The organism is Streptomyces sp. B6B3 (genome assembly GCF_039871525.1).
In the GTDB taxonomy this organism is placed as follows: Bacteria; Actinomycetota; Actinomycetes; order Streptomycetales; family Streptomycetaceae; genus Streptomyces.
In genome coordinates this window covers 685,729-706,698 of record NZ_JBDPLU010000002.1, presented here as the reverse complement: position 1 = coordinate 706,698, position 20,970 = coordinate 685,729, and the positions used below count along the sequence as shown (strand labels likewise).

The 20,970-nt window shown below is 74.5% G+C and carries 24 protein-coding genes; 14 read left to right on the top strand and 10 right to left on the bottom strand.

Annotated elements, in window-relative coordinates; all coding sequences use genetic code 11:
• Positions 1-222 precede the first annotated feature (222 nt).
• The 3 genes from ABGB06_RS07385 to ABGB06_RS07375 all read left to right on the top strand — a co-directional run bounded on the left by ABGB06_RS07385 (position 223) and on the right by ABGB06_RS07375 (position 2,597).
• Positions 223-1,017 (top strand): GPP34 family phosphoprotein, encoded by a 795-nt coding sequence (locus tag ABGB06_RS07385; RefSeq protein WP_347586447.1) that lies wholly within the window; start codon positions 223-225, stop codon positions 1,015-1,017.
• 304 nt (positions 1,018-1,321) lie between these two features.
• On the top strand, positions 1,322-2,248 hold the full coding sequence (locus ABGB06_RS07380; protein ID WP_347586446.1) for a helix-turn-helix transcriptional regulator: 927 nt from the start codon (positions 1,322-1,324) through the stop codon (positions 2,246-2,248).
• A gap of 139 nt (positions 2,249-2,387) precedes the next feature.
• The gene (locus ABGB06_RS07375; protein ID WP_347586445.1) at positions 2,388-2,597 is read left to right on the top strand and encodes a DUF397 domain-containing protein; all 210 of its coding nucleotides are present in this window, start codon (positions 2,388-2,390) and stop codon (positions 2,595-2,597) included.
• Positions 2,598-2,636: 39 nt separating this feature from the next.
• Here ABGB06_RS07375 and ABGB06_RS07370 read toward each other — a convergent pair whose 3' ends face one another.
• The 3 genes from ABGB06_RS07370 to ABGB06_RS07360 all read right to left on the bottom strand — a co-directional run bounded on the left by ABGB06_RS07370 (position 2,637) and on the right by ABGB06_RS07360 (position 4,941).
• Positions 2,637-3,131 carry a nucleoside deaminase gene (locus ABGB06_RS07370; protein WP_347586444.1) on the bottom strand — a complete coding sequence of 165 codons (495 nt, stop codon included), beginning with the start codon at positions 3,129-3,131 and terminating at the stop codon, positions 2,637-2,639.
• An 82-nt stretch (positions 3,132-3,213) separates the two neighbouring features.
• On the bottom strand, positions 3,214-3,903 hold the full coding sequence (locus ABGB06_RS07365) for an endonuclease V (RefSeq protein WP_347586443.1): 690 nt from the start codon (positions 3,901-3,903) through the stop codon (positions 3,214-3,216).
• Between the two features lie 153 nt (positions 3,904-4,056).
• Positions 4,057-4,941, bottom strand: a complete 885-nt coding sequence (locus ABGB06_RS07360) for a GNAT family N-acetyltransferase (protein WP_347586442.1) — start codon at positions 4,939-4,941, stop codon at positions 4,057-4,059.
• 137 nt (positions 4,942-5,078) lie between these two features.
• Between ABGB06_RS07360 and ABGB06_RS07355 the strand changes: the two genes are divergently transcribed.
• Positions 5,079-5,327 carry a hypothetical protein gene (locus tag ABGB06_RS07355; protein WP_347586621.1) on the top strand — a complete coding sequence of 83 codons (249 nt, stop codon included), beginning with the start codon at positions 5,079-5,081 and terminating at the stop codon, positions 5,325-5,327.
• Between the two features lie 40 nt (positions 5,328-5,367).
• On the opposite strand, the gene ABGB06_RS07350 is transcribed toward ABGB06_RS07355, so the two are convergent.
• Entirely contained in the window at positions 5,368-6,327 is a 960-nt protein-coding gene (locus ABGB06_RS07350) for an inositol monophosphatase (RefSeq protein ID WP_347586441.1), read from the bottom strand.
• Positions 6,328-6,522: 195 nt separating this feature from the next.
• Here ABGB06_RS07350 and ABGB06_RS07345 point away from each other — a divergent pair, with 195 nt between their 5' ends.
• Positions 6,523-7,593, top strand: a complete 1,071-nt coding sequence (locus ABGB06_RS07345) for an LLM class flavin-dependent oxidoreductase (protein ID WP_347586439.1) — start codon at positions 6,523-6,525, stop codon at positions 7,591-7,593.
• A 112-nt stretch (positions 7,594-7,705) separates the two neighbouring features.
• A complete protein-coding gene (locus ABGB06_RS07340; protein ID WP_347586437.1) occupies positions 7,706-8,110 on the top strand; it encodes a hypothetical protein in 405 nt (134 codons plus the stop codon).
• 39 nt (positions 8,111-8,149) lie between these two features.
• Here the strand turns inward: ABGB06_RS07340 and xth are convergent, their stop codons facing one another.
• Positions 8,150-8,962: an exodeoxyribonuclease III gene (xth, locus tag ABGB06_RS07335; RefSeq protein WP_347586436.1), complete on the bottom strand. Its 813-nt coding sequence runs from the start codon at positions 8,960-8,962 to the stop codon at positions 8,150-8,152.
• Positions 8,963-9,089: 127 nt separating this feature from the next.
• Between xth and ABGB06_RS07330 the strand changes: the two genes are divergently transcribed.
• On the top strand, positions 9,090-10,466 hold the full coding sequence (locus ABGB06_RS07330; RefSeq protein ID WP_347586434.1) for a serine hydrolase: 1,377 nt from the start codon (positions 9,090-9,092) through the stop codon (positions 10,464-10,466).
• A gap of 83 nt (positions 10,467-10,549) precedes the next feature.
• A complete protein-coding gene (locus ABGB06_RS07325) occupies positions 10,550-11,017 on the top strand; it encodes a GNAT family N-acetyltransferase (RefSeq protein WP_347586432.1) in 468 nt (155 codons plus the stop codon).
• Between the two features lie 17 nt (positions 11,018-11,034).
• Here the strand turns inward: ABGB06_RS07325 and ABGB06_RS07320 are convergent, their stop codons facing one another.
• Complete coding sequence (locus ABGB06_RS07320) at positions 11,035-11,370, bottom strand: glyoxalase superfamily protein (RefSeq protein WP_347586430.1); 336 nt, start codon at positions 11,368-11,370, stop codon at positions 11,035-11,037.
• 42 nt (positions 11,371-11,412) lie between these two features.
• On the opposite strand from ABGB06_RS07320, the gene ABGB06_RS07315 reads away from it, so the two are divergent.
• Complete coding sequence (locus tag ABGB06_RS07315) at positions 11,413-12,075, top strand: class I SAM-dependent methyltransferase (RefSeq protein ID WP_347586428.1); 663 nt, start codon at positions 11,413-11,415, stop codon at positions 12,073-12,075.
• Positions 12,076-12,117: 42 nt separating this feature from the next.
• Here the strand turns inward: ABGB06_RS07315 and ABGB06_RS07310 are convergent, their stop codons facing one another.
• Both ABGB06_RS07310 and ABGB06_RS07305 read right to left on the bottom strand, forming a co-directional pair.
• Positions 12,118-13,572 carry a BNR repeat-containing protein gene (locus tag ABGB06_RS07310; protein ID WP_347586426.1) on the bottom strand — a complete coding sequence of 485 codons (1,455 nt, stop codon included), beginning with the start codon at positions 13,570-13,572 and terminating at the stop codon, positions 12,118-12,120.
• Between the two features lie 363 nt (positions 13,573-13,935).
• Positions 13,936-14,292: a GNAT family N-acetyltransferase gene (locus ABGB06_RS07305; RefSeq protein WP_347586611.1), complete on the bottom strand. Its 357-nt coding sequence runs from the start codon at positions 14,290-14,292 to the stop codon at positions 13,936-13,938.
• Positions 14,293-14,532: 240 nt separating this feature from the next.
• Here ABGB06_RS07305 and ABGB06_RS07300 point away from each other — a divergent pair, with 240 nt between their 5' ends.
• The gene (locus ABGB06_RS07300; protein WP_347586424.1) at positions 14,533-15,033 is read left to right on the top strand and encodes a GNAT family N-acetyltransferase; all 501 of its coding nucleotides are present in this window, start codon (positions 14,533-14,535) and stop codon (positions 15,031-15,033) included.
• Here ABGB06_RS07300 and ABGB06_RS07295 read toward each other — a convergent pair.
• On the bottom strand, positions 15,015-16,154 hold the full coding sequence (locus ABGB06_RS07295; protein WP_347586422.1) for an ABC transporter permease: 1,140 nt from the start codon (positions 16,152-16,154) through the stop codon (positions 15,015-15,017). The genes ABGB06_RS07300 and ABGB06_RS07295 overlap by 19 nt on opposite strands.
• A gap of 148 nt (positions 16,155-16,302) precedes the next feature.
• Here ABGB06_RS07295 and ABGB06_RS07290 point away from each other — a divergent pair, with 148 nt between their 5' ends.
• From ABGB06_RS07290 to ABGB06_RS07275, 4 genes are read left to right on the top strand one after another with little or no spacing between them, the layout of a single operon-like run.
• Positions 16,303-16,914: a TetR/AcrR family transcriptional regulator gene (locus ABGB06_RS07290; protein ID WP_347586420.1), complete on the top strand. Its 612-nt coding sequence runs from the start codon at positions 16,303-16,305 to the stop codon at positions 16,912-16,914.
• A gap of 22 nt (positions 16,915-16,936) precedes the next feature.
• Entirely contained in the window at positions 16,937-18,433 is a 1,497-nt protein-coding gene (locus tag ABGB06_RS07285; protein WP_347586418.1) for an NAD(P)/FAD-dependent oxidoreductase, read from the top strand.
• A complete protein-coding gene (locus ABGB06_RS07280) occupies positions 18,430-19,443 on the top strand; it encodes an alpha/beta hydrolase (protein WP_347586416.1) in 1,014 nt (337 codons plus the stop codon). Before ABGB06_RS07285 ends, ABGB06_RS07280 begins: the two co-directional genes overlap by 4 nt.
• Positions 19,444-19,468: 25 nt before the next feature.
• Positions 19,469-20,422 carry an SDR family oxidoreductase gene (locus tag ABGB06_RS07275; protein ID WP_347586414.1) on the top strand — a complete coding sequence of 318 codons (954 nt, stop codon included), beginning with the start codon at positions 19,469-19,471 and terminating at the stop codon, positions 20,420-20,422.
• Here the strand turns inward: ABGB06_RS07275 and ABGB06_RS07270 are convergent.
• A complete protein-coding gene (locus tag ABGB06_RS07270) occupies positions 20,410-20,934 on the bottom strand; it encodes a pyridoxamine 5'-phosphate oxidase family protein (protein ID WP_347586412.1) in 525 nt (174 codons plus the stop codon). The two genes, ABGB06_RS07275 and ABGB06_RS07270, sit on opposite strands and share 13 nt — an antisense overlap.
• Positions 20,935-20,970: the final 36 nt, after the last annotated feature.

Sequence of the window (20,970 nt, the reverse complement as noted above, 5' to 3'; positions counted from 1 at the left end):
ACAGATTCATGACTGCTGATGCGGTAAACCGGCCGTTGGCCCTACCAGTTTGCCCGGTCCTGTGCACCTCGGTACGCGGCGCCGGGCGTGGCGGAAAGCTGACCTGCTGTCTCAGGGACGTTAACGACATATCTACGGGTTCCATCACAAAACCACCACGCGCTCTCGACAGAACAATGTGAGAGGCGTCACCCTGTCTGTCATCCACGCGGGGAGGCATGGATGGGCAGGAGTCGTAGAACCATTCCGGAGGAGCTGTTGCTGCTCGCTCTGGACCCGGCCACGGGTACCACCGCGCAGCCGCAGTCTCTCGATCTCGGTCTTGCCGGGGCACAGCTCGTCGAGCTCGCCCTCGCAGGACGGATAGCCCCTGATGGGGACCGAATAGCCGTGATACTGCCACGGCCGACCGGTGATCCCACACTGGACTGCGCTCTGGAGCTGCTGCGCAGGCGCGGCAGCCCGGTGCGCGCGGTGAACTGGATCGGCGGGCCCCGGCTGGGGCTGCGCCAGACCTATCTCTCGCATCTGGAACGCTGCGGCATGGTGCACGCGGTGGAGAACCAGATGTGCGGGATTCTGCCGACCACGCGGTATCAGGCGACTGACACCGCGGTCAGCCGGCAGATTAGGGCACGGTTGGACACCGCGATCCGCACCGGCACCCCGCCGGACGCGCGGACCGCGGCCCTGGCGGCGCTCGCCCACGCGGTCGGTCTGGGCAAGCACCTGTACCCGGGGAACGAGGGGCGGTCCTCCCGCTCCCGGCTCCGGGACCTGATCCGGCACGACCCGATGGGCGGACTCGTGGCACACGCCGTGATGGACGTCCAGAACGGTGTGGCGGGCCAGGCGGCGGCGCGGCGCTCGCAGGCGGGCGCCCGCAAGGCGCCGGGCCGGGCTCACGCGCCCGCCGCGGCGATGGCTGCGGTCGGGCAGTCAGCCCAGGCGGTCCCCACCGAGACAAGGCGGAGAGGAGTGAGCCGCGCCGCGGTGCGTCCCTCGTTGTCCCACTGACGCGCGGCACCTGACACTGATGACGCACGACCTGGCGACGTGTTAACGGACATACGGAGAGTCAATCATCAACTGACCCTACCGGGAGCCGCACTCACCAGCAGGGGGTGTGGCGCCGGCCAGTGACCACCGGCCGGCGTCGCACCCCCTGCTCGCGTCCTGGCGCGTCCCGCCCGGCCCGTGCGGGCACCGGGAGTGGCCCGTTCCCGGTGGATTCTCCGGCGGATCCACCCCACTTCACCCCGCCGAGTGGCAGGCTGCACACAGCAGTTCACAGACTCGGGTTAACGGAGGTGCACGGTCCGTGGCGGGCAATGTCAATCCCACCGTTCGACGACGCCGGCTCGGCCAGGAGCTCAGGCGGCTCCGCGAGGACCGCGGCATGACCGCGGAGGAGGTCGCCGACCGGCTGCTGGTCTCGCAGTCCAAGATCAGCCGGCTGGAGAACGGGCGGCGCAGCATCAGCCCGCGGGACGTGCGTGATCTGTGCGGCGTCTACGAGGTGCAGGACAAGAAGCTGGTCGAGTCGCTGATGCAGATGGCGCGCGAGTCGCGCCAGCAGGGCTGGTGGCACGCCTTCGCCGAACTGACCCCCTCGTACAGCGTCTACATAGGCCTGGAGACCGACGCGTCGTCGCTGCGGGTCTACGAGCCGCAGGTGGTGCCCGGGCTGCTGCAGACCCCGGACTACGCGACCGCGGTGATCTCCGGCGCGCTGCCGGAGATCGGCGAGGAGGACGTGAACAGCCGGGTCCAGGTGCGGATGCGCCGCCAGCAGCGGCTCCGCGAGGAGCGGAACCCGTTACGCCTCTGGGCGGTTGTCGACGAGGCGGCGCTGCGCCGCACGGTCGGCAGCCCGGCGGTCATGGCCGAGCAGTTGGAGGCCCTCGCGGAGTACTCCCGGCTGCCGCACGTCACGCTCCAGGTGATGCCGTTCTCCGCCGGCGCGCACCCCGGCGTCAACGGGCAGTACGCGATCATGGAGTTCCCGGACGCGGGCGACTCGACCGTCATCTACCTGGAGGGCGGGACCAGCGACCTCTACCTGGAGAAGGGCCACGACGTCCAGCACTACAGCGTGATGTACGAGCACCTCCGCGCCCAGGCCCTCAGCCCGCAGCAGACGCGGGACTTCATCGTCGGGATCGCCGAGGAACAGGCCGCCGTGGTGCTCGGCGGAGAGCCGGACGAGATCGGGGACGAGGGCAAGGTACACCCCAACTCCCTCTGAAAGAAGGGGGTATGCGCCGAACCATCCGGTCGGGTGATGTGCGTCGTGCTCACCCCATCCGCACTAGTACGGTCGCGACCGAACTGACACCGCCGCGCCCCCGGGCGCGGCCCAGGGCCCACATCAGGGAGCAGCAATCATGGCGCTGAAGCAAGGCACCACGCACGGCTGGACCAAGTCCTCCTACTCGGGCGGCAACGGGGCCTGTCTGGAGGTGGCCTGTCCTGGCCAGGACCTCCTCGCGGTCCGTGACTCCAAGGTCCCGGCCGGGCCGCGCCTGCGTTTCCCGACCCGCGCGTGGTCGGCGTTCGTCGGGTACGTGGACGGGGCCGCGCCCGGCGCTGCCTGACGGACCCGCCGCCACGACCAGCCCGGGCCCGCGGCGCGGCTACGCGCCCTCGCCGCGGGCCCGGAGCAGGCGACGGCGGTGCAGCTCGCGCACCTGGTCGGCGAGGCCGGGGATCGGGCCGACCACGGTGGCGTCGGGCACCACCTCCCGGATCGGCAGCGTGCGCACGGGCGGCGCGGGCGCGCCCCATTCGGCGAGCCAGCCGGCCAGTTGTGCCGAGGAGCTGACGTAGACGATGCGCCCGAGCCCCACCCACCCGTGCGCGGCGGCGCACATCGGGCAGTGCTCCGTGGACGTGTAGACGGTGGCCGCCGCCCGTTCCCGGGGGCTCAGATGGGCCGCGGCCCAGCGGGCGAGCGCGAACTCCGGGTGCTGGGTGTGGTCGCCCGAGGCGACGTGGTTGTGGTCCTCGCCGAGCACCGTGCCGTCCCCGCCGACCAGCACGGAACCGAAGGGCTCGTCGCCCGCGTCCAGCGCCTGGGCGGCCAGTTCCACGCAGCGCCGCAGGTGCGCCAGTTCCGCCTCGTCGACCATGGTGCGCCTCTCCGCTCGCCGGGTACCGCCGGCGTTCGGCCGGCCGGACGTGTTCCGCTTCCGTGGCGGATGCTAGCCCGGGTCATCCGCGCAGGCGACGGAGTTCCGTGCGACACACGTGGTCGGCGTGCCGGGTGGTCTCGGGGAGCCGGAAGCTCGGCGTGAGCCGCAGGGTCAGCGCGCACGCCTCGGCGATGTCGACCAGGTGCCCGACCGACACGAAGACCGGCCTGACGCCGTCCCTGGTGCGCAGCGCCCGGCCGACCTGCTCCGCCCCGTCGCGTCCCGCGTCGACCAGCGGCGTCCAGGAGCCGCGTGGCGCGTCCGGCTCCTGGTAGGAGAAGGCGAACGGCGTCTTCGCCACGCCTAACGAGGGTGTGCCGGTGAGCACGCCGAGGTGGCTGGCCAGCCCGCAGCGGTTCGGGTGCGCGATGCCGTAGCCGTCGCAGACCAGCACGTCGGGGCGGACCGTGAGCCGTTCCAGGGCCCGGAGCACCGGCGGCAGCTCCCGGAAGGCCAGCAGCCCCGGCAGGTAGGGGAAGGTGATCGGCCCGGCGGCGGTGGCCTGGTCCCGCACGGCCAGGGTCTCGGCGTCCAGCACGACGACGGCGGCGACCAGCCGGCCGCGCTCGTCGTCGTAGGCCACGTCCACGCCCGCGACCGTGGCCGGTTCGGTCCTCCCGTCCGCCGGGGCCGCCGGGCGCACCAACGCGCGGATCCGGGACTGCTCCGCCACCGCCTCGGCCACGGTCGTCGGCCAGTTCTCGTTCATCCGTGGTCCGTTCGAGATCATCCGCACGTGCAGCTGGATCGTAGATCCTGCCCCCGCGGGACGCGCCGGGCAACCGGGAGGCGCCGTGACCGGACAGTTTTCCCCGGCGGGTCGGTGCGCGCGGACGGTTCCGCGGACGGTTCAGCGGACGAGTCAGAGGCGTTTCTCGAACCACAGTTGGCCGTGGGGGTCGTCGCCGTACGCCGGGATCTCCGCGTAACCCATGGCCCGGTACAGGCCCTTCGCCTCGTCGAGGACCCGGTGGGTGGACAGGCGGAGCGCGGCCAGGCCGCGCGCGGCGGCGAGCCGCTCCAGTTCGGCCAGCAGCCGGCGGCCGAGGCCGAGGCCGCGGGTGGCGGGGGCCACCCACAGGTGACGGAGCTCGCCGACCCCGGGCCGGATCGTGCGCACCGCGCCGCAGCCCGCCGGGAGCCCGTCGTCGTACGCCACCAGGAAGACCCCGGCCGCGCCGCTGACCTGCTCGGACGGCACCAGGTCGGCGTCGTCGTAGCCCTCGGGGAAGCGCGCCCTCAGCTCGGTCGTGTACGCCGCCAGGCAGCGGCGGGCGTCCGGCGCGTCCGGGTCGGTGACGGTGAACGTCACGCCCGCCACGTGCAGCAGGCGCTCCGCGGTGGTCAGCGCGGCGAGCAACTCGGCGCGCTGGGACGCCGCCAGGCCGGCCAGCAGCCCGGCGGCCGCGGCGTCCGAGCGGTCCTCCTGGGCGCCGCGCTCCCGGCGTCCCGCCTCGGTCAGCTCGGCCACCCGGCGACGCGCGTCGTCCGGGTCCGGGCGCAGCCGGACCAGTCCGGCCCGTTCCAGGGCAGCGAGCATCCGGCTCAGCTGGCCCGCGTCCAGGCCGAGCCGGCGGCGCAGCTCGCCGATCGGGGCGGCGTCCGGGCCGATCTCGTACAGCAGCCGGGACTGTCCCACCGGGCGGTCCTGGCCCAGGTACCGGTCGGAGAGCACGCCGGTGCGCTTGGCGAAGTAGCGGTTGAAACGGCGGAAGGTCGCCAGGTCGGCGGCGGTGGCCTGGGGCATGCGATCAGTATGGAAAATACTTGACCAAAGTCAAGGGATTCGCCGCCCGGCCGCCCGGGCACTCGGGTGCACCGGCATGTCCCGCGCACTACGCTGGCGGGACAGGGATGGGCAACCGCGACGTATGGAGGTGTCCCATGCCCCAGAGTGCAGAAGGTTCAGAAGGTACGGAAGACGCGAAGCAGAACGAAAGCGGCGCTTCCCTCGAGGCCGACGAGGGACGGCCGACGCCCGACCGGCTGCTGCACACCGGCGCCGAGCGGCCGATCGACCCCGAGGACCTGGTCCGGCTCACCGGCCGAGAGCCCACGCCGGAGCTGATCGAGGAGGCCCGCCGGCAGCTGGAGGAACAGGGGCCCGCGGCCGTCGAGCGGCACCTGCCGTAGCGGCGGTCTCCGGCGGTCGGCCGGACGCGGGTCGATACAGCTAGCGCACGACGTCGACGCTGCCGGCCCCGGTGTCCGTCGGTCCCCGGTGCAGCGCGGTCAGCCGGGCGACGGCCCAGCGCTCCAGCTCCGCCAGCCCGCGGTCGCCGTCGCCGTCCGGGCGAGGCCCGGTGGCCACGAAGCCCGGCGCGGCGGCCGGCTCCGGGGCGCCGACCGGGGTGTAGCGCCCGCCCGCCGCGCGGACCAGGGCGGCACCGGCCGCCACGTCCCACGGGCGTATGGGCACATTGCAGGCGAGATCGGCCCGGCCGGCGGCCAGCCAGGCCAGGGAGAGCGCCGTGGAGTACAGCCGCCGCACGTCGGCCCGCTCGATGAGCTCCAGGTAGAAGGCGGGCTCGGCCGTCCCGCTCCGACCGGTCAGCGGGATGTCGGTGAAGACCAGCGGCAGCCCGCCACCCGCGGGCGCCGGCGGCGGCGCGGCGCCGTCCACGCGCAGCGGCACGCCCTCGCCGCCCGTGAAGGACTCGTCCCGGAAGACGTCGTGCACGCAGCCCCCGACCAGCCGCCCGCCGACCGCGACGCCGACGGAGACGCAGGCCAGCGGCAGGCCGCGCAGGAAGTTGTGGGTGCCGTCGATGGGGTCGACGTACCAGGTCACGTCCTCGCCCGGGGAGACGGCCGTCCCCGGCGCGCGCGAGCTCCCGGCGGCGGGCCCGGCGGGCGGCAGTTCCTCGCCGATGACCGCGGAGCCCGGCACCGCCGCGCCCAGCGTGTCCCGCAGCAGCCTCTCGCTCTCCAGATCGGCGTCGCTGACCCGCTCGTGCGCGGTCTTGTCGCGCGCCGTGGTGCCCTCGGCGGCGCGGCGGCGGAGCAGCGCGGCGGCCTCCCGGCAGCAGCCGCGGGCGACCTCCACGAGGTGGTGAACGCGATCCCGAGCGCCGGCGTTCAGCGCTGCCTGCGCGGGCGTGTCATGCGTGGCCCGGATGGTGTCGTACGGCACGTCGTTCCCTTTCTCGGCGTTCGTCCACCGGGTCTCAGGCCTTGTGGCACATGACCTGTGCGGCGCTCGCGCCGGCTCCTCGACCCGCCCCACCGGGCCGGGGCGGCGCCCGGGACGGAATGCTCCCGCCCGGGGACTGGTTGCCCCTTCGTCGCCCATTGTCGGGCCAGGACGTTTCAGGGAGGCGAGCGGAACGTGATCAGGGGACGCAGTCAGGGGAACGCGCCGGCGGTGCTGTCGGTGCTCGACCTGGCCACCGTTGGCGCCGGGCACACGGCGACCGACGCGCTGCGCACCACGACCGAGCTGGCGCGGCTGGCGGAGCGGCGCGGGTACCACCGTTTCTGGGTCGCGGAGCACCACTCCATGCCGGGCGTGGCCAGCTCGTCCCCGGCCGTGATACTCGGCCATCTCGCCGGGCGGACCGGGCGGATCCGCCTCGGCTCCGGCGGGGTGATGCTGCCCAACCATCCGCCGCTGGTGATCGCCGAGCAGTTCGGCACGCTGGAGGCGCTCGCGCCCGGCCGGATCGACCTCGGCCTCGGGCGGGCGCCCGGGACCGACGGGCCGACCGCGGCGGCGTTGCGGCGCGGGCGGACGGACGGCGCCGACGACTTCCCGCGACACGTGGCGGAACTGGTCAGGTTCCTCGACGACGACTTCCCCGACGACCACCCGTACTCCCGCATCCACGCCGTGCCCGGCCCGGTGCAGGGCCGCGCGGCCGGCGGGGTGCAGTCGGCCGCCCGGCCGCCGGTGTGGCTGCTCGGATCCTCCGGGTTCAGCGCCGAACTGGCCGGCCGGCTCGGCCTGCCCTTCGCCTTCGCGCACCATTTCTCGGCCGCGAACACCGTCCCGGCGCTCGACCTGTACCGGCGCAGCTTCCAGCCCTCCGAGGCGCTGGACGCGCCCTACGCGCTGATCGGCGTCTCGGCACTGGCCGCCGAGGACCGTAAGGAGGCCCACCGCCAGGTGCTCACCGGCGCCCTCGCCATGGTCCGGCTGCGCACCGGCCGGCCGGGGCTGGTGCCCACGCCCGAGGAGGCGGAGAGCCATCCGTTCAGCCCGGTGGAGACCGACGTCGTGGACGGCTGGCTGGCCAACGTGGTCCACGGCACGCCCGACGACGTCCGCGACGGTCTCGACGCGCTGGTGAAGCGCACCGGCGCCGACGAGCTGATGATCACCAGCAACGCCCACTCCCCGGCGGCCCGGCTGCGCAGCTACGAGCTGATCGCCGACGCGTACGGGCTGCCGCCCGCCTGAGCCGTCCCGGCGCGGTCCCGGGGCGCGGGTCGGGCGTGGGACCCCTCCCACGCACCGGCGGTAGGACTGTGCCGCCCCGCCGCACGCGGCCGCGGGGCGGAATGGGACCGCGATGGACGGCACGGAGGCGGGCCGGGACCCGGTGAGTCAGGACGGCGCCAGGTGGTCGTATCTGGGAACGGCGCTGGTCGCGCTCACCGGGGTCGGGATCGTCATGATGTGGGTGGTACCGCTGGCGATGCGGAACGGCACCCGGGACCGGTGGATCCAACGGCACGCGACGGCGGCCCTCAACTTCTGCCGCACCCTGCTGGTCGGCTTCGTCGTGGCGTGGATCGCCGCCTCGGGGGTGCGGTCGTGGGAGGGCGTGCCGTGGCTCGTGGCCACGTTCGTGCTGTGGGGGTGGCTCGCGTACGCCCTCGTCGGCATGGTCGGGCTGCTGGTCGGCGCCTACCTGACCGGGCGGGGGAAGGACTTCACCTTCCTCGAGCGGATCTCCAGGGACTGGAGCGGATGAGCCGGTCGCGCGCGCCCCGTCGGGCAGCCGCCGGCCGTCTCACCCGTCGTAGACCACGGTGACCGGCGCGTGGTCCGACCAGCGTTCGGCGTAGCTCGGCGCCCGCTCCACCCCGGCCTTCACCGCCCGCCCGGCCAGGCCGGGGGTCGCCACGTGGTAGTCGATGCGCCAGCCGGTGTCGGTGTCGAACGCGCGGCCCCGGTAGGTCCACCAGGAGTACGGGCCCTCCTGGTCGGGATGCAGGGCGCGGACCACGTCCACGTATCCGGCGTCGCCGGAGCCGTCGCCGAACACCCGGGAGAGCCAGGCCCGTTCCTCGGGCAGGAAGCCCGAACGGTCGCGGTTGGCGCGCCAGTTCCTCAGGTCCGCCTCGCGGTGCGCGATGTTCCAGTCGCCGCACACCAGCACCTCGCGGCCGGCCGCGGCGGCGCGCGCCCGCAGCTCGACCAGATACGGCAGGAACGCCGCCATGAAGTGCTCCTTCTGGTCCTGCCGCTCGCTGCCGACGTCGCCCGACGGCAGGTAGAGGCTGGCGACCGTCAGGCCCGGCAGGTCCGCCTCCAGATAGCGGCCCGTCTCCTCGAACTCGGGCACGCCGATCCCGGTGCGCACCTCGTCCGGCTCGCGCCGGGTCAGCAGCGCCACGCCCGCCCGGCCCCGGGTGGCCAGCGCCGGCGCGTACACGGCGTGCCAGCCGGCCGGCGCCCGCACCTCGTCGGTCAGTTGGGACTCCTCGGCGCGCACCTCCTGGAGGCACACCACGTCGGCCTGGCTGCCGGCCAGCCAGGCCAGGTATCCCTTGCGCGCGGCGGCCCGCAGGCCGTTGACGTTGACGGTGGAGACGGTCAGCACGCGCACGACCGTAACAGCCGCTACGACCCCGGGCTGACGTGCGTCCGTCCGCGGTCCGACCCGAGGGCGACCCGGTGCGCCACCGTGGGCTGACGGCACGGGTCGCCCGCGTCCCTAGCGTCGGGCGGTGACCGCCACCGTGCCGAACACCGGAGACGCGATGCCCCGCCCCCACCGACCGCTGCCGCTCCTGCTCGCCCTGCTCGCCGCGCTCACGCTGCTGCCGCTCGCCGGCCCGGCGACGGCGACCGCCGCCGCGGCCCCGCCGGACACCCCGGTCGGGCGGCAGCTGACGTGGCTGCTGGACGCCTCGCACCGGCTGCCGCTAACGGAGCGGGAGATCGGCGCGCATCTGACGCCCGCACTCCTGGACGCGGTGGGCGGCGCACCCGGCTTCAACGACCTGCTGGCCGACGCGGCCGGCGACGACGGCCTGCGGCTGGACTCGTACCGGTCGCAACAGGCGCCGCGGGACGGTGTGGAGGCCTACGCGCTCGCCACCGGCGGTCCCGGGCGCAGCCACCTGGTCCTGGTCACCGACGCGAGCGGTGCCCTGGCCGCGCTGACCCTCACCCCGCTGCCGGAGTCCTGGGCGGAGCTGGACGAACGGCTGCGGGCCGTCGCGCCCGACGTCTCCTTCCTGGCCGCGCGGGTGGACCCGGCGGGGGAGTGCCACCCGGTGCACGCGCTCGCCCCGGACACCGCGCGTCCGATCGGCTCCGCGTTCAAGCTCTACGTGCTCGGCGCGCTCGCCGAGGCCGTCCGCGCGGGGAGCGCCTCGTGGGACGAGCCGCTCGCCGTCAGGGACGAGTGGAAGGCCCCCGGCGGTCCGGTCGCCGACCTGCCGGCCGGCACCCGGCTCACGCTGCGCGAGTACGCCGACCACATGATCTTCCACAGCGACAACTCGGCCACCGACCATCTGATGCACCGACTCGGCCGGGACGCCGTCGAGGCCCAGCAGACCCGCTTCGGCATGGCCGACCCCGCGGCGAACGAGCCGTTCCTCGGCACCCGGGAGCTGACCCAGCTCAAGGCCGTCGACTACCCGCGGCACGCCGACGCCTACGTGGCCCTGGACGAGGCGGACCGCCGCGCCTACCTGGCCGAGGTGCTCGCCGGGCTCCCGGTGCCCGACGCGGGGTGGGACGAGCCGCGGCACGTCGACTCCGTCGAGTGGTTCGCCTCGCCCGCCGACCTCTGCCGGGCGCTCGGCGGCCTCAGCGACCAGGCCGCCGCCCCCGGCGGGCAACCGGTGGACGACGCCCTGTCGTTGATGGGAACCCGGATCCTCGGGCTGGACGCCGAGGCGTGGCCGGTCGGCTGGTTCAAGGGCGGCTCGGAGCCGGGCGTGATGTCGCGCACCTTCCTCGCCGGCGCCGCCACGGGCGAGACGTACGTGGTCTCCGCGATGGCCAGCGATCCGGCCCGGGACGTCACCGACGCCGCGGGCGTCGCCGAACTCCTCGCCCTCTCGGCCGGCGCCTTCGCCCTGGTGCGGTAGCGGGGCGGTCGGGGCGGCGGTCGGTTCGGCGGGCGGGCGGGAGTCGGGCGGGACTGTCAGACCCGGGTGCCAGACTCCGGGGCATGAACGATGACGTGCGGCTGCGGGCCGTCGTGGAGGCCGATCTGGACGTGTTCTTCGAGCACGAGCACGATGCCGAGGCGGCGGCGCGGGTGCGGTGGACGCCCCGCGATCGCGAGCGGTTCATGACGCACTGGCACACCCGGATCCTGGGCGACGCCTCCGTGCTCGTGCGGGCCGTCACCGTGGACGGCGCGCTGGCGGGGAACGTGGTGTCCTGGTGGGACGAGGACGAGCGGCGCTTCCTCGGGTACTGGTTCGGCCGCGAGTACTGGGGGCGCGGCATCGGCACCCGGGCGCTCGCCCTGTTCCTCGACGAGGAGCGGGCCCGCCCGCTGCACGCCGACCCGTTCGCGGGGAACACCGCGTCCGTCCGGCTGCTGCGGAAGCTGGGCTTCGAGCACCGCGACACGATCCGGGACGGCGACGAGGAGCAGCTGCTGCTGATACTCCCGGCCGCGGACGCCTGACCGCGCCGCCGGCCGGGTCACTCCCTCGGGGTGCCCACCCGCAGCCGGTTGCCGTCGGGATCGCGCAGCTCGACCTCCCGCGCCCCCCAGGGAGCGTCCTCCGGTTCCACGCCGAACGCGCCGGCGACGGCGTCCACGTCACGGACCCGCAGGTACACCAGCGTGTCCGGGCGGGCGTCCCCCCGGTGCTCCGAGAGGAACAGCCGCACCCGGCCGCGGGCGACCTCGACGAACGCGGGAAGCCCGGGTTCGAAGCGGTGCTCCCACTGCGGGGCGAAGCCCAGGCGCTGGTACCAGGCGACCGCGACCGCCGCGTCCTCGACGTGGAGGATCGGGATGACTTCCTCGTCCATCCGGCCATCATCCCTCGTCCGAGCCGCGCTAGCGTCGCGGGTATGGCGCTCCTGTCCTCCCGAGTCCTCGCCGCGCTCCACCGGTTCAACGCCGCGCATCCGTGGGACCACAACGCCCACTACCACCGGTGGATCATGCGGCGGCTGCCCCGGCGCTTCGGCCGGGCGCTGGACATCGGCTCCGGCAGCGGCGACCTGGTCCGGCTGCTGGCCACCCGCGCGGAGTCCGTGCACGGCGTCGACGCGGATCCGGAGATCGTCGCCCGCGCGCGGCGGCTGACCGACCCCAGCGCGCCGGTGAGCTACACCGTCGGGGACGCGCTGGCCGACGCCCCGCCCGGGCCCTGGGACGTCATCACCTGCGTCGCCGCCCTGCACCACCTCCCGTTCGCCGAGGCACTCGCCCACCTCCGCGAGCGCCTGGCGCCGGGCGGCACCCTGGTGGTGGTCGGCTGCTACGCGGAGCGCACGGCGACCGACCGGCTGCTCGGGCACGTCTCCGTGCCGCTCAACGTCGCGACGGGCTGGCTGAAGAACCGGGGCCGCGGCGCGCCACGCCCCGACTCGATGACCGCGCCGACCCGCCCACCGACCATGAGCTTCGCCGAGATCACCGACGAGTCCCGCGGCCTCCTGCCCGGGGCCCGGCTCCGCCGCCGCCTGTTCTGGCGCTACACCCTGGTCTGGCGCCGCCCGGCGGCCTGACCGCGGCGCGGGCGGGGCGGGCCGGACGGCCGGGCCACGGGGTCAGGTGGGGAGTTGGAAGTCGATGACGTGCAGCGGGGAGGGCGTGGTGCCGGAGGAGGACTCCTGGTAGAGGAAGGAGAGCACGCCGTCGACGGCGACCCGGTGGTAGTCGGGGACGATCTCGCCGAACGCGTTGAGGTCGTCGTCGAAGAGCATCGTCCAGTCCGACCAGCCGCTGGCGGCCGAGGCCGCGGCGATACGGCCGTAGGGCATCACGACGTAGGCGTTGTCCGAGGCGTCGAGCAGCAGTTGCGAGCGCTGGCTGGAGTTCATCGCGAACGGCACCTCGGTCTTCTGCCAGGTGCCCGAGGCGTTCCGCCAGACGTGGAACGGGCGGGCGTAGGCGATGCGGCCCGCGACGTAGTCGGTGACGCACTGGCCGAAGCGTCCCGGCACGTAGGAGATCAGGGCGTGCGGGCGGCCGGCGGAGTCGACGGCCTGCGACTCCTGGTTCATCAGCGCGTGGTCCGGGCTCAGCGGGTCGGCGATCAGGCCGGGGGACGAGACCCCGACGAGGGTGCCGGAGCCGGTGCGGCCGACGACCGAGCCGGCGGCGTTGGTCCAGGTGCGGCCGCGGTCGGTGCTGCGGACGTAGACGGTGTCGTGGTTGGTGAGGTTCGCCCCACAGGTCACGGCGGTGCTCTGCTCCCGCCAGGTGCCGAAGACGTGCAGCGTGCCGTCGCGGCCGTAGTCGAGGCCGTGCAGGTAGAGGTTGCGGGCGCCGCTGGAGCCGTAGCCGGTGGTGTACGTGCCGGTGGCGCTGGACCAGGCGCCGAGGTTGGTCCATCGGTCGGTGCCCGCGTCGTACTCGGCGAGCGCGGCCTGGCCGTTCCCGGAGACGCCGGTGCGGTAGCTGAGCTGCAGCGCGCCTGAGGGCGAGACGACGAACTGCGGGTAGGTCATCGTCGAGGTGAGGGTGACGCCGTCCAGGCTGCGCTGCACCGGTCCGAACGCGTCGCCCGTCCACGCGTGGTCGTCCGGCGAACTGACCAGCCCAGGCACGGACTTGACGTAGAAGTAGCCGCTGCTGTGGGCGTCCATCACCAGGTGCAGACGGCCGTCGGCGGAGACACCGGCGCAGATGACGTTGTGCGAGTCGTTGATCGTCAGCGTGTGGCCGACGGTGACGGTCTCCCAGGTGTCGTCGCCGAGGGCGCGGCGGGCCACGGTGGCGTTCCGGTCGCCCGCGTACCAGACCGCGTACTGGTGGCCGCCCACGGTCAGCAGGCCGTTCTTCTGGAAGGCGTTGTTGTTGACCAGGCCGTCGTAGGAGACGAAGTACAGGGCGGTGCGGTCGAGCAGGGTGCTGCCGAGTGGCGTGACCGACGGGTCGGCCGCGGCGCTCGCACCGGAGGGCGCGGGGGCGCCGGCAGCGGAGACGTTGCCGAGCGAGGTGGCGCAGACGGCCGCGCCGGCGCCGAGGATCAGGCTGCGGCGGCTCGGTGCTGGGTGCATGGGGACTCCTCGCGATCATTGAAAGGTTTCACCCAGGCCCCACGGGGAGCCTATGAGTCCTCGGCGGACCGGGTCAATGACGCGGGAGAGGATTGCGCCCGCCGCACCGAAGGCGTCGCTGGGCGGTCCGCGCAGCGCGCTGAACGGACGCAGAACGCGCGGACGCGGATGGCGTGGAGGCGGAACGTGCGGACGCTGATGGCGCGGACGCCGAACGCGCGGGGAGCGGATGGCGCGGAAGCCGAACGGGCGGAGGTCGATGCCGGGAAGCCGAACGGGCGGCGGTCGACGCCGGGAAGCCGAGCGCACGGACGCCGACGGCGCGGACGCCGAAGGCGCGGAGAGCGAGGCGCGCCCCCGGGCTCAGAGCGCGATGAGCCCGGCGTTGGTCGGCCGGAAGCCGCAGGCGTCGAAGTAGAACGGCCGCAGGTGGTCCTCGAAGTCCACGTGCAGCCACTCGCAGCCGGCGGCCCGAGCCTCCCGCACCGCCACCGCGACCAGTTCCACGCCGATCCCGGAGCGCCGCAGGCCGGCGGCGACGAGGGTGTCCAGGACGAACGCGTGCCCGGCGCCGTCCCAGGCCACGTTGACGAAGCCGACGAGCCGGCCGTCCTCCCCGTGCCGGGCGCAGACCCAGCCCAGGCTGTGCCGGCGCAGCTGGGCCGGCCAGTCGTAGTCGACGGGCGCGTGCCCGAAGCCCTCCGCGTGCAGCGCCTCCAGCTCCGCGCCGCCGACCTCCCCGCGCCACGCGTACGCGACGGCACCCTCGCCGGTCGCGGCATCCCCACCGTCTGTCGTCGTCACGCCCGGGATGCTAGCCACGGTGTCCGGCCGACCGCCTCCCATTTCCCGCCCCCGTTCCCCGTCTCCGTTCCCCGCTTGCCCTCCCCGGCGGCCGGGGCCCGGTCACCGGGTGATATCCCGAGGAGGGAAGAGCCGCACCTTTGTACGATCTCGGACATGGACCTCGTCGCGAACCTCGTCACCCGCCGTTTCGACCATCCGGACGCCCGGCGACTCAACGATCTGGTGCAGGCCGAGTACCGGGAGCGGTACGACGGGGACGGCGACGACACGCCGCTCGACCCGGGCATGTTCGACCCGCCGGGCGGCCTGTTCCTGGTGGCCTACGACGAGGCGGGACTCCCCGTGGGCACCGGTGGCTGGCGCGGCCACGACGCCGTGGGGGCGGAGGGGTACGCGGACGGGGATGCCGAGATCAAGCGGATGTTCGTGGTGCGCGAGGCACGGGGCCGCGGGCTGGCCCGGCTGCTCCTGGGGCATCTGGAGGACTCCGCGCGCCGGGCCGGACGGACCCGGATGGTGCTGGAGACCGGCCTGGCGCAGCCCGAGGCGATGAGCCTCTACGCCAGCAGCGGCTACGCGCTGGTGCCCGAGGACCGGAAGTTCGGCTACTACCGCCACGAGCCGCTCAGCCGCTGCTACGCCAAGGCGCTCTGACCCGCGCCGCCGTCGGAGGCCTCAGCCGCCCGCCGCGGCCACGGTATGCCCTCGGCGGCGCCGCCGTTGTCCGGGGTGGGGGTACCTCCCGGGCCCCCAGGGCCTGAGGGAGGACTGGCTCCGGCGCGGCGCCGTCGGCCGCCCAGGGCGATCGCGGTGCCGCCGAGCACCGTCCAGCCGACCAGGACCAGTAGCGGGAAGCCGGCCGCGGCGCCGTCGAAGAACGCCACCGAGCGCAGCAGCGTCGCCCCCGCGCCGAGCGGCAGCCACTGGCCCAGCACCCCCACCGGGTCCGGCAGCATCTCGGGCGCCGAGGAGACGCCGGACCACGGGTTCCCCAGCAGCATCACCAGCAGCGCGCCGAGGCCGATGCCGGGGAGGCCGAGCAGCGCCGCGCAGCCGGCCACCGTCGCCGCCGAGGCCAGCACCACCAGGCCGAGCGCGCCGGCCACCGTCCACCAGTCGCCGTCCAGCGCCCCGAGCCAGCTGTGTCCGATTGCGGCGCTGACCAGGCCCACCAGGGCGGCGGCGCCGACCAGCGTCGCCAGCCCGTGCACCCGGCGCGTCGCCGCCAGGCCGGTCACGGTGGCCGCGGCACCGATGGCGATGCCGGCCAGGGCCAGCGGCAGCACGCTGGAGTTGAACACCGCGCCGCGTGGGTCGGCCGCGGGCGTCGGCACCACGTCGGTGACGCGCACGCCGGGTCCCCCGGGCGCCGTCTCCTCCGCCATCTCCGCCGCCAGCTGCTCCAGCAGGGCGGCGACCGTGGGCCCGCCCGCCGAGGCGACCAGCAACTCCGGGGCCTGGCCCGGCCGCTCCGCGGCGACCACCGCGCCGTAGACCTCGCGGTCCTCGATGCCGGCGCGGGCCGCCGCCGCGTCCGGGTACCGGTGCACCTCGAACGCGTCGCCGCGCTGGGCGAGCCGCTCCGCTATCGGCCCGGCCGCCTCGGACGGCCCCGCGACGCCCAACGGCAGCTCGTGTGGCGCGGTCCTGGCGGCGGGCCAGGTGAAGGCCCACAGCACCAGCGCGACGAACGCCGGGACCAGCACCAGGACGGCGAGGAAGGCGCGCGGGGAGGGCGGCGCCTGGCGGGCGGTGGGTGGCGACGAGACGGACACGGACAGGCCTCCACGAGAGAGCGCGAGAGAGGAACACAAGAGAGCGGGGAGAACGCGTATAGAGAATGATCGTTCGTTCTCTCCCGACCACCGTGCTCCACTCAGGGCGAGCTTGTCAAGAATGAATGTTCGTTTTACGCTCGTTCGCATGGCCCGTGTTTCCCAGGCGCATCTCGACGCCCGCCGCCGGCAGATCCTGGAGGGCGCCGCCCGGTGCTTCGCCCGGGACGGCTTCCACGCGACGTCCATGCAGGACGTGCTGCGGGAGACCGGCCTGTCCGCCGGCGCCGTCTACCGGTACTTCCCGAGCAAGGAGACGATGATCGCCGACCTCGCCCGCGAGGTGCTCGACGCGGTGCACGGGGCGTTGGACCAGGCGTCGCGGTTGCCGGACCCGCCGCCGCCGGACGAGATCCTGGTCGACGCCCTGACCCGGGTCGGCGGGATGCTGGAGCACCCCGCCTCGCTGGTGATCCAGGTCTGGGCGGAGACCCTGCGCAACCCCGAGCTCGACGCGTTGCTCAGGGGCTTCCTCACGGAGGTGCTCGCCGCCTGGACGCGAGTGGTGGAGGTCTACCAGGCGCGGGGCGAGGTCGACCCGGACGTGCCGGCCGAGCACGTGGCCCGCACGCTGATCGCCTGCTGCCAGGGCTTCCTGGTGCAACGGGCCCTCGGGTACGGGGACGTGGCGTGGCTGCGCGAGGGGCTGCGCGGCCTGATGTCCGGTGCGCGACGGTATGCGCCCCCTACCACCGGGTAGTTGACTGCCCTACCCTGGGCGCGTGGCGGAGCACGTGCGGGTCGCGGTGATCGGTTCGGGATTCGGTGGGCTCGGCGCGGCGGTGCGGCTGCGCCGCATGGGCATCACGGACTTCGTGGTGCTGGAGCGGGCGTCCGCGGTCGGCGGCACCTGGCGGGACAACACGTATCCGGGCTGCGCCTGTGACGTGCCCTCCCACCTGTACTCGTTCTCCTTCGCGCCCAACCCGCGGTGGCCGCGGACCTACTCGGGCCAGCCGCACATCCGGGAGTACCTGGAGCGGCTCACCGACACCTTCGGACTGCGCCCGCACCTCCGCTTCGACTGCCCGGCCGAGCGGCTGCGGTGGGACACCGAGGCGCTGTGCTGGTCCGTGGAGACCCCACGCGGCACGCTCACCGCCGACGTGGTGGTCTCGGCCACCGGGCCGCTCTCCGAGCCCCGGACGCCGGAGCTGCCAGGACTCGACGACTTTCCCGGGCGGGTCTTCCACACCGCGCGCTGGGACCACGAGCACAGCCTGCGCGGCCGGCGGGTGGCCGTGGTCGGCACCGGCGCCTCGGCCGCGCAGATCGTGCCGGCGATCGAGCGCGAGGTCACCGAGCTGACCGTCTTCCAGCGCACCCCGCCCTGGGTGGTGCCCCGCGGGGACCGGCGGATCACCGCGCTGGAGGGCTGGCTGCACAGCATGTTCCCGGTCACCGGCGCCGCCCGACGCCAGCTGCTGTGGGCGCTCAGGGAGGTGCAGGTCGGCTCGTTCACCCGGCATCCGAACCGGCTGCGGCTGCTGGAGCGGCTCGCGTTGCGGCACATGCGCCGCGCGATTCCCGACCCCGCGCTGCGGGCCCGGCTCACGCCGGAGTACCGGATCGGCTGCAAGCGCATCGTGGTGTCGGACGACTGGTATCCGGCGCTCGCCAAACCGCACGTCACGCTGGTGGACTCGGGGCTGCGCGAGGTGCGCGGTCCGGTGCTGGTCGCCGAGGACGGGCGGCGGGTTGAGGTGGACGCCATCGTCCTGGCCACCGGCTTCCGGGTCACCGACCCGCCGATCGCGCGCCAGGTCACCGGGAGCTACGGCACGACGCTGGCCGAGGAGTGGCGGGACGGCATGACGGCGTTGCGCGGCACCACGGCCGCCGGCTTTCCGAACTTCCTGACGATCATCGGGCCCAACACGGGCCTGGGGAACACGTCGATGCTGCTGATCATCGAGGCCCAGCTGAACTACCTGGCCGACTTCATGACCAAGCTCGCGCTGCTCGGCCGGAGCGGCGGCAGGACCGCCCTCTCGCCGCGCCCCGCGGCCGTACGGGCGTGGACCGAGCTGATGCGACGGCGGCTCGCGCGCTCGGTCTGGAACAGCGGCGGCTGCGACAGCTGGTACCTCGACGCGCGCGGCCGCAACAGCACGGTCTGGCCGGGCACCACCGCCGAGTTCGCGCGGGTGACCCGGCGGGTCGACCTCGACGAGTACGAGGTGCTGCGGGCGCGGACGGCCGAGCGGACCCCGGCATGAGGCGCGGGACGCCGGCCGGTCCACGGGGCGCGGCGGCGGGGCCGCGGCCGACGGAGGTGCGGGAGCTGACCGTCGTCTCCACCGGCGGCGCCCGGCTGCACACCCGGATCCACGGCCCCGACGGGGCGCCGACGGTGGTGCTGGTGCACGGCTGGACCTGCCAGGCCCGGTTCTGGAACCCGGTGCTCAGGCTGCTGCTCCCGGACCACCGGGTGGTGGTCTACGACCAGCGCGGCCACGGCCGTTCCCCGGCCACCCCGGGCAGCTGCTGCGCCGACGCGCTGGCCGACGACCTGTGCGCCGTGCTCGCCGCGAGTGTTCCGGCCGGGGAGCGGGCGGTGGTCGGCGGGCACTCGATGGGCGCGATGTCCGTCGTGGCCGCCGCGGGCCGCCCGGAGCTGGCCGAACGGGCCGCCGCCGGGCTGCTGTGCAGCACGGGCGTTGACCGGCTCGACGGCGAGTCCGTCGTGCTGCCGCTGCGCCCCGGCCCCTGGCGCGGGCGCGCCCAGCGCCTGCTGCTGCGCAACCCGCTGCCGTACGGCCCCGTCACGCCCCTGTTCCGCCGTATCGTCCGGCACGTCACGCTCGGGCCCGGAGCGGATCCCGCCCTGCTGCTCTGGACGTCCCGGATGGTCCGGGACTGCCCGCCGGGTGCCCGCGCCGAATGGGGCCGAGTGCTCGCCACGCTCGACCTGGCCGAACGGTTGCCGCGCCTCGACCTGCCGGTGACCGTGCTGCACGGGTCGGCCGACCGGCTCACCCCGCCGGTCCACGCGCGCCGCCTCGCCCAACGCCTACCGCGCTGCGCCGGTCTGATCGAGCTCCAGAACCTCGGCCACATGACCCCTTTGGAGGACCCGGCGGCCGTCGCCGAGGCGCTGCGCGGCCTGGTGCGGGAGCATGTGGGGGCGTCGGCAGCGCGGGCGCCGACGCCGGCGGTCGGCGACGGGCCGGGGACTCAGCCGGTGAATCCGCCGGTGAATCAGCCGAGGGACCGGCAGGAGAGATAGCCGAGGCGGGCGGAGGGCACTTCAGATGCGCGGAAGCGGACGAACGGCACGGCGCAGCGGGCTTTCGGGGAAGGTCGCGGTGGTCACCGGGGCCGCGCGAGGGCTGGGGGAGGGACTGGCCCGCGAGCTGTCCGCCCGCGGCGTCCGGGTCGCCCTGGTCGGGCTGGAGCCGGAGCGGCTCGCCCGGCTGGCCGCCGAACTGCCCGGCGAGGCGGAGCACTGGTCCGCGGACGTCACCGACGCGCCGGCCATGGCCGAGGTGGCCGCCGCGGTCTCGGCCCGTTTCGGCCGCGTGCACGTCGTGGTGGCCAACGCCGGGGTGGCGATGTCCGGCCTGTTCGACGGCTCGGACGAGGCGCAGTGGCGGCGCGTCGTCGAGGTCAACCTCCTCGGCTCCGTCACCACCTGCCGGGCCTTCCTGCCGGCGCTGAAGGACAGTCGCGGCTACTACCTGCAGATCGCCTCCCTGGCGGCGATCGCCCCGGCGCCGCTGATGTCCGCCTACTGCGCCTCCAAGTCGGGCGTGGAGGCGTTCGCCCACTGCCTGCGCCCGGAGCTCGCGATGCACGGGGTGGACGTCGGCGTCGCGTACCTGAGCTGGACCGACACCGACATGGTCCGCGGCACGGAGGAAGAGCCGGGGTCCGCCGAGACGCGCCGGAGGCTCCCCGGCCCCCTCGGCCGGGTGCACCCCGTCGCGCCGGTCGTCGCCCGGCTCGCCGACGGGATCGAACGGCGCTCGGCGCACGTCTACGCCCCCGCGTGGCTGCGTGCCACCCAGGGGCTGCGCGGCGCGCTCCCGCCGTTCATCGCCGCGTTCGCGGGGCGGCAGGTGCGGCGCATCGCGGACGACCTCGCGGCCGTCACCCGGCGCGGCCTGATCGGGCCAGGAGGAGCGGCGGCCGCCGGGGATACCCGCGCACGGGGTGTGGGGGAGGCTCGGACCGACGACGTCGGCGGGCCGGCTCAGAAGCGGTAACGCGTCTGCGCGTAGTCGCCCTTGCGGAACGCGAACGCGGTCGCCGGCGCCACCCGGAACACCAGGGCGACGGCGGTCTGGTCCCGGTGCCGGAACATGCCCTGGTCCACCCGGAACCGCCACTCCTCGCCGTACTTGGTCTCGTACAGGTCGGCGACCGGCCGCAGCGCCGCGTCGTCCGTCTCCCGCCGCGCCTCGCCCTCGACGACCAGGTCGAGCCCCGTCCCCAGCCGGTTGTCGCCCGTGGTGAGCACGCAGTGCGCGTTCGCCGCGAGGTTCCGCGCCTTGCGCTCCTCGGGACCCGTGCAGAACCACAGCGCCTCGTCCCGCCACACCGCGAGCAGCGGCGTGACATGCGGCCGGCCCTCGGGACGCACCGTGGTCAGCCAGAACACCTCCGCCTCCGCGAGCCGCATCCGCGCCTGCGCCCACGGCGTCGGCCCCGCCTCCGGCGCGCTGTACCGCGCGTCCACCTCCGCGACCGGCTCCCCGTTCCGTTGCGTGTTGGCCATGGTCCGTCCTTCCGTCGTGCTCCGCACGCCTCCGCG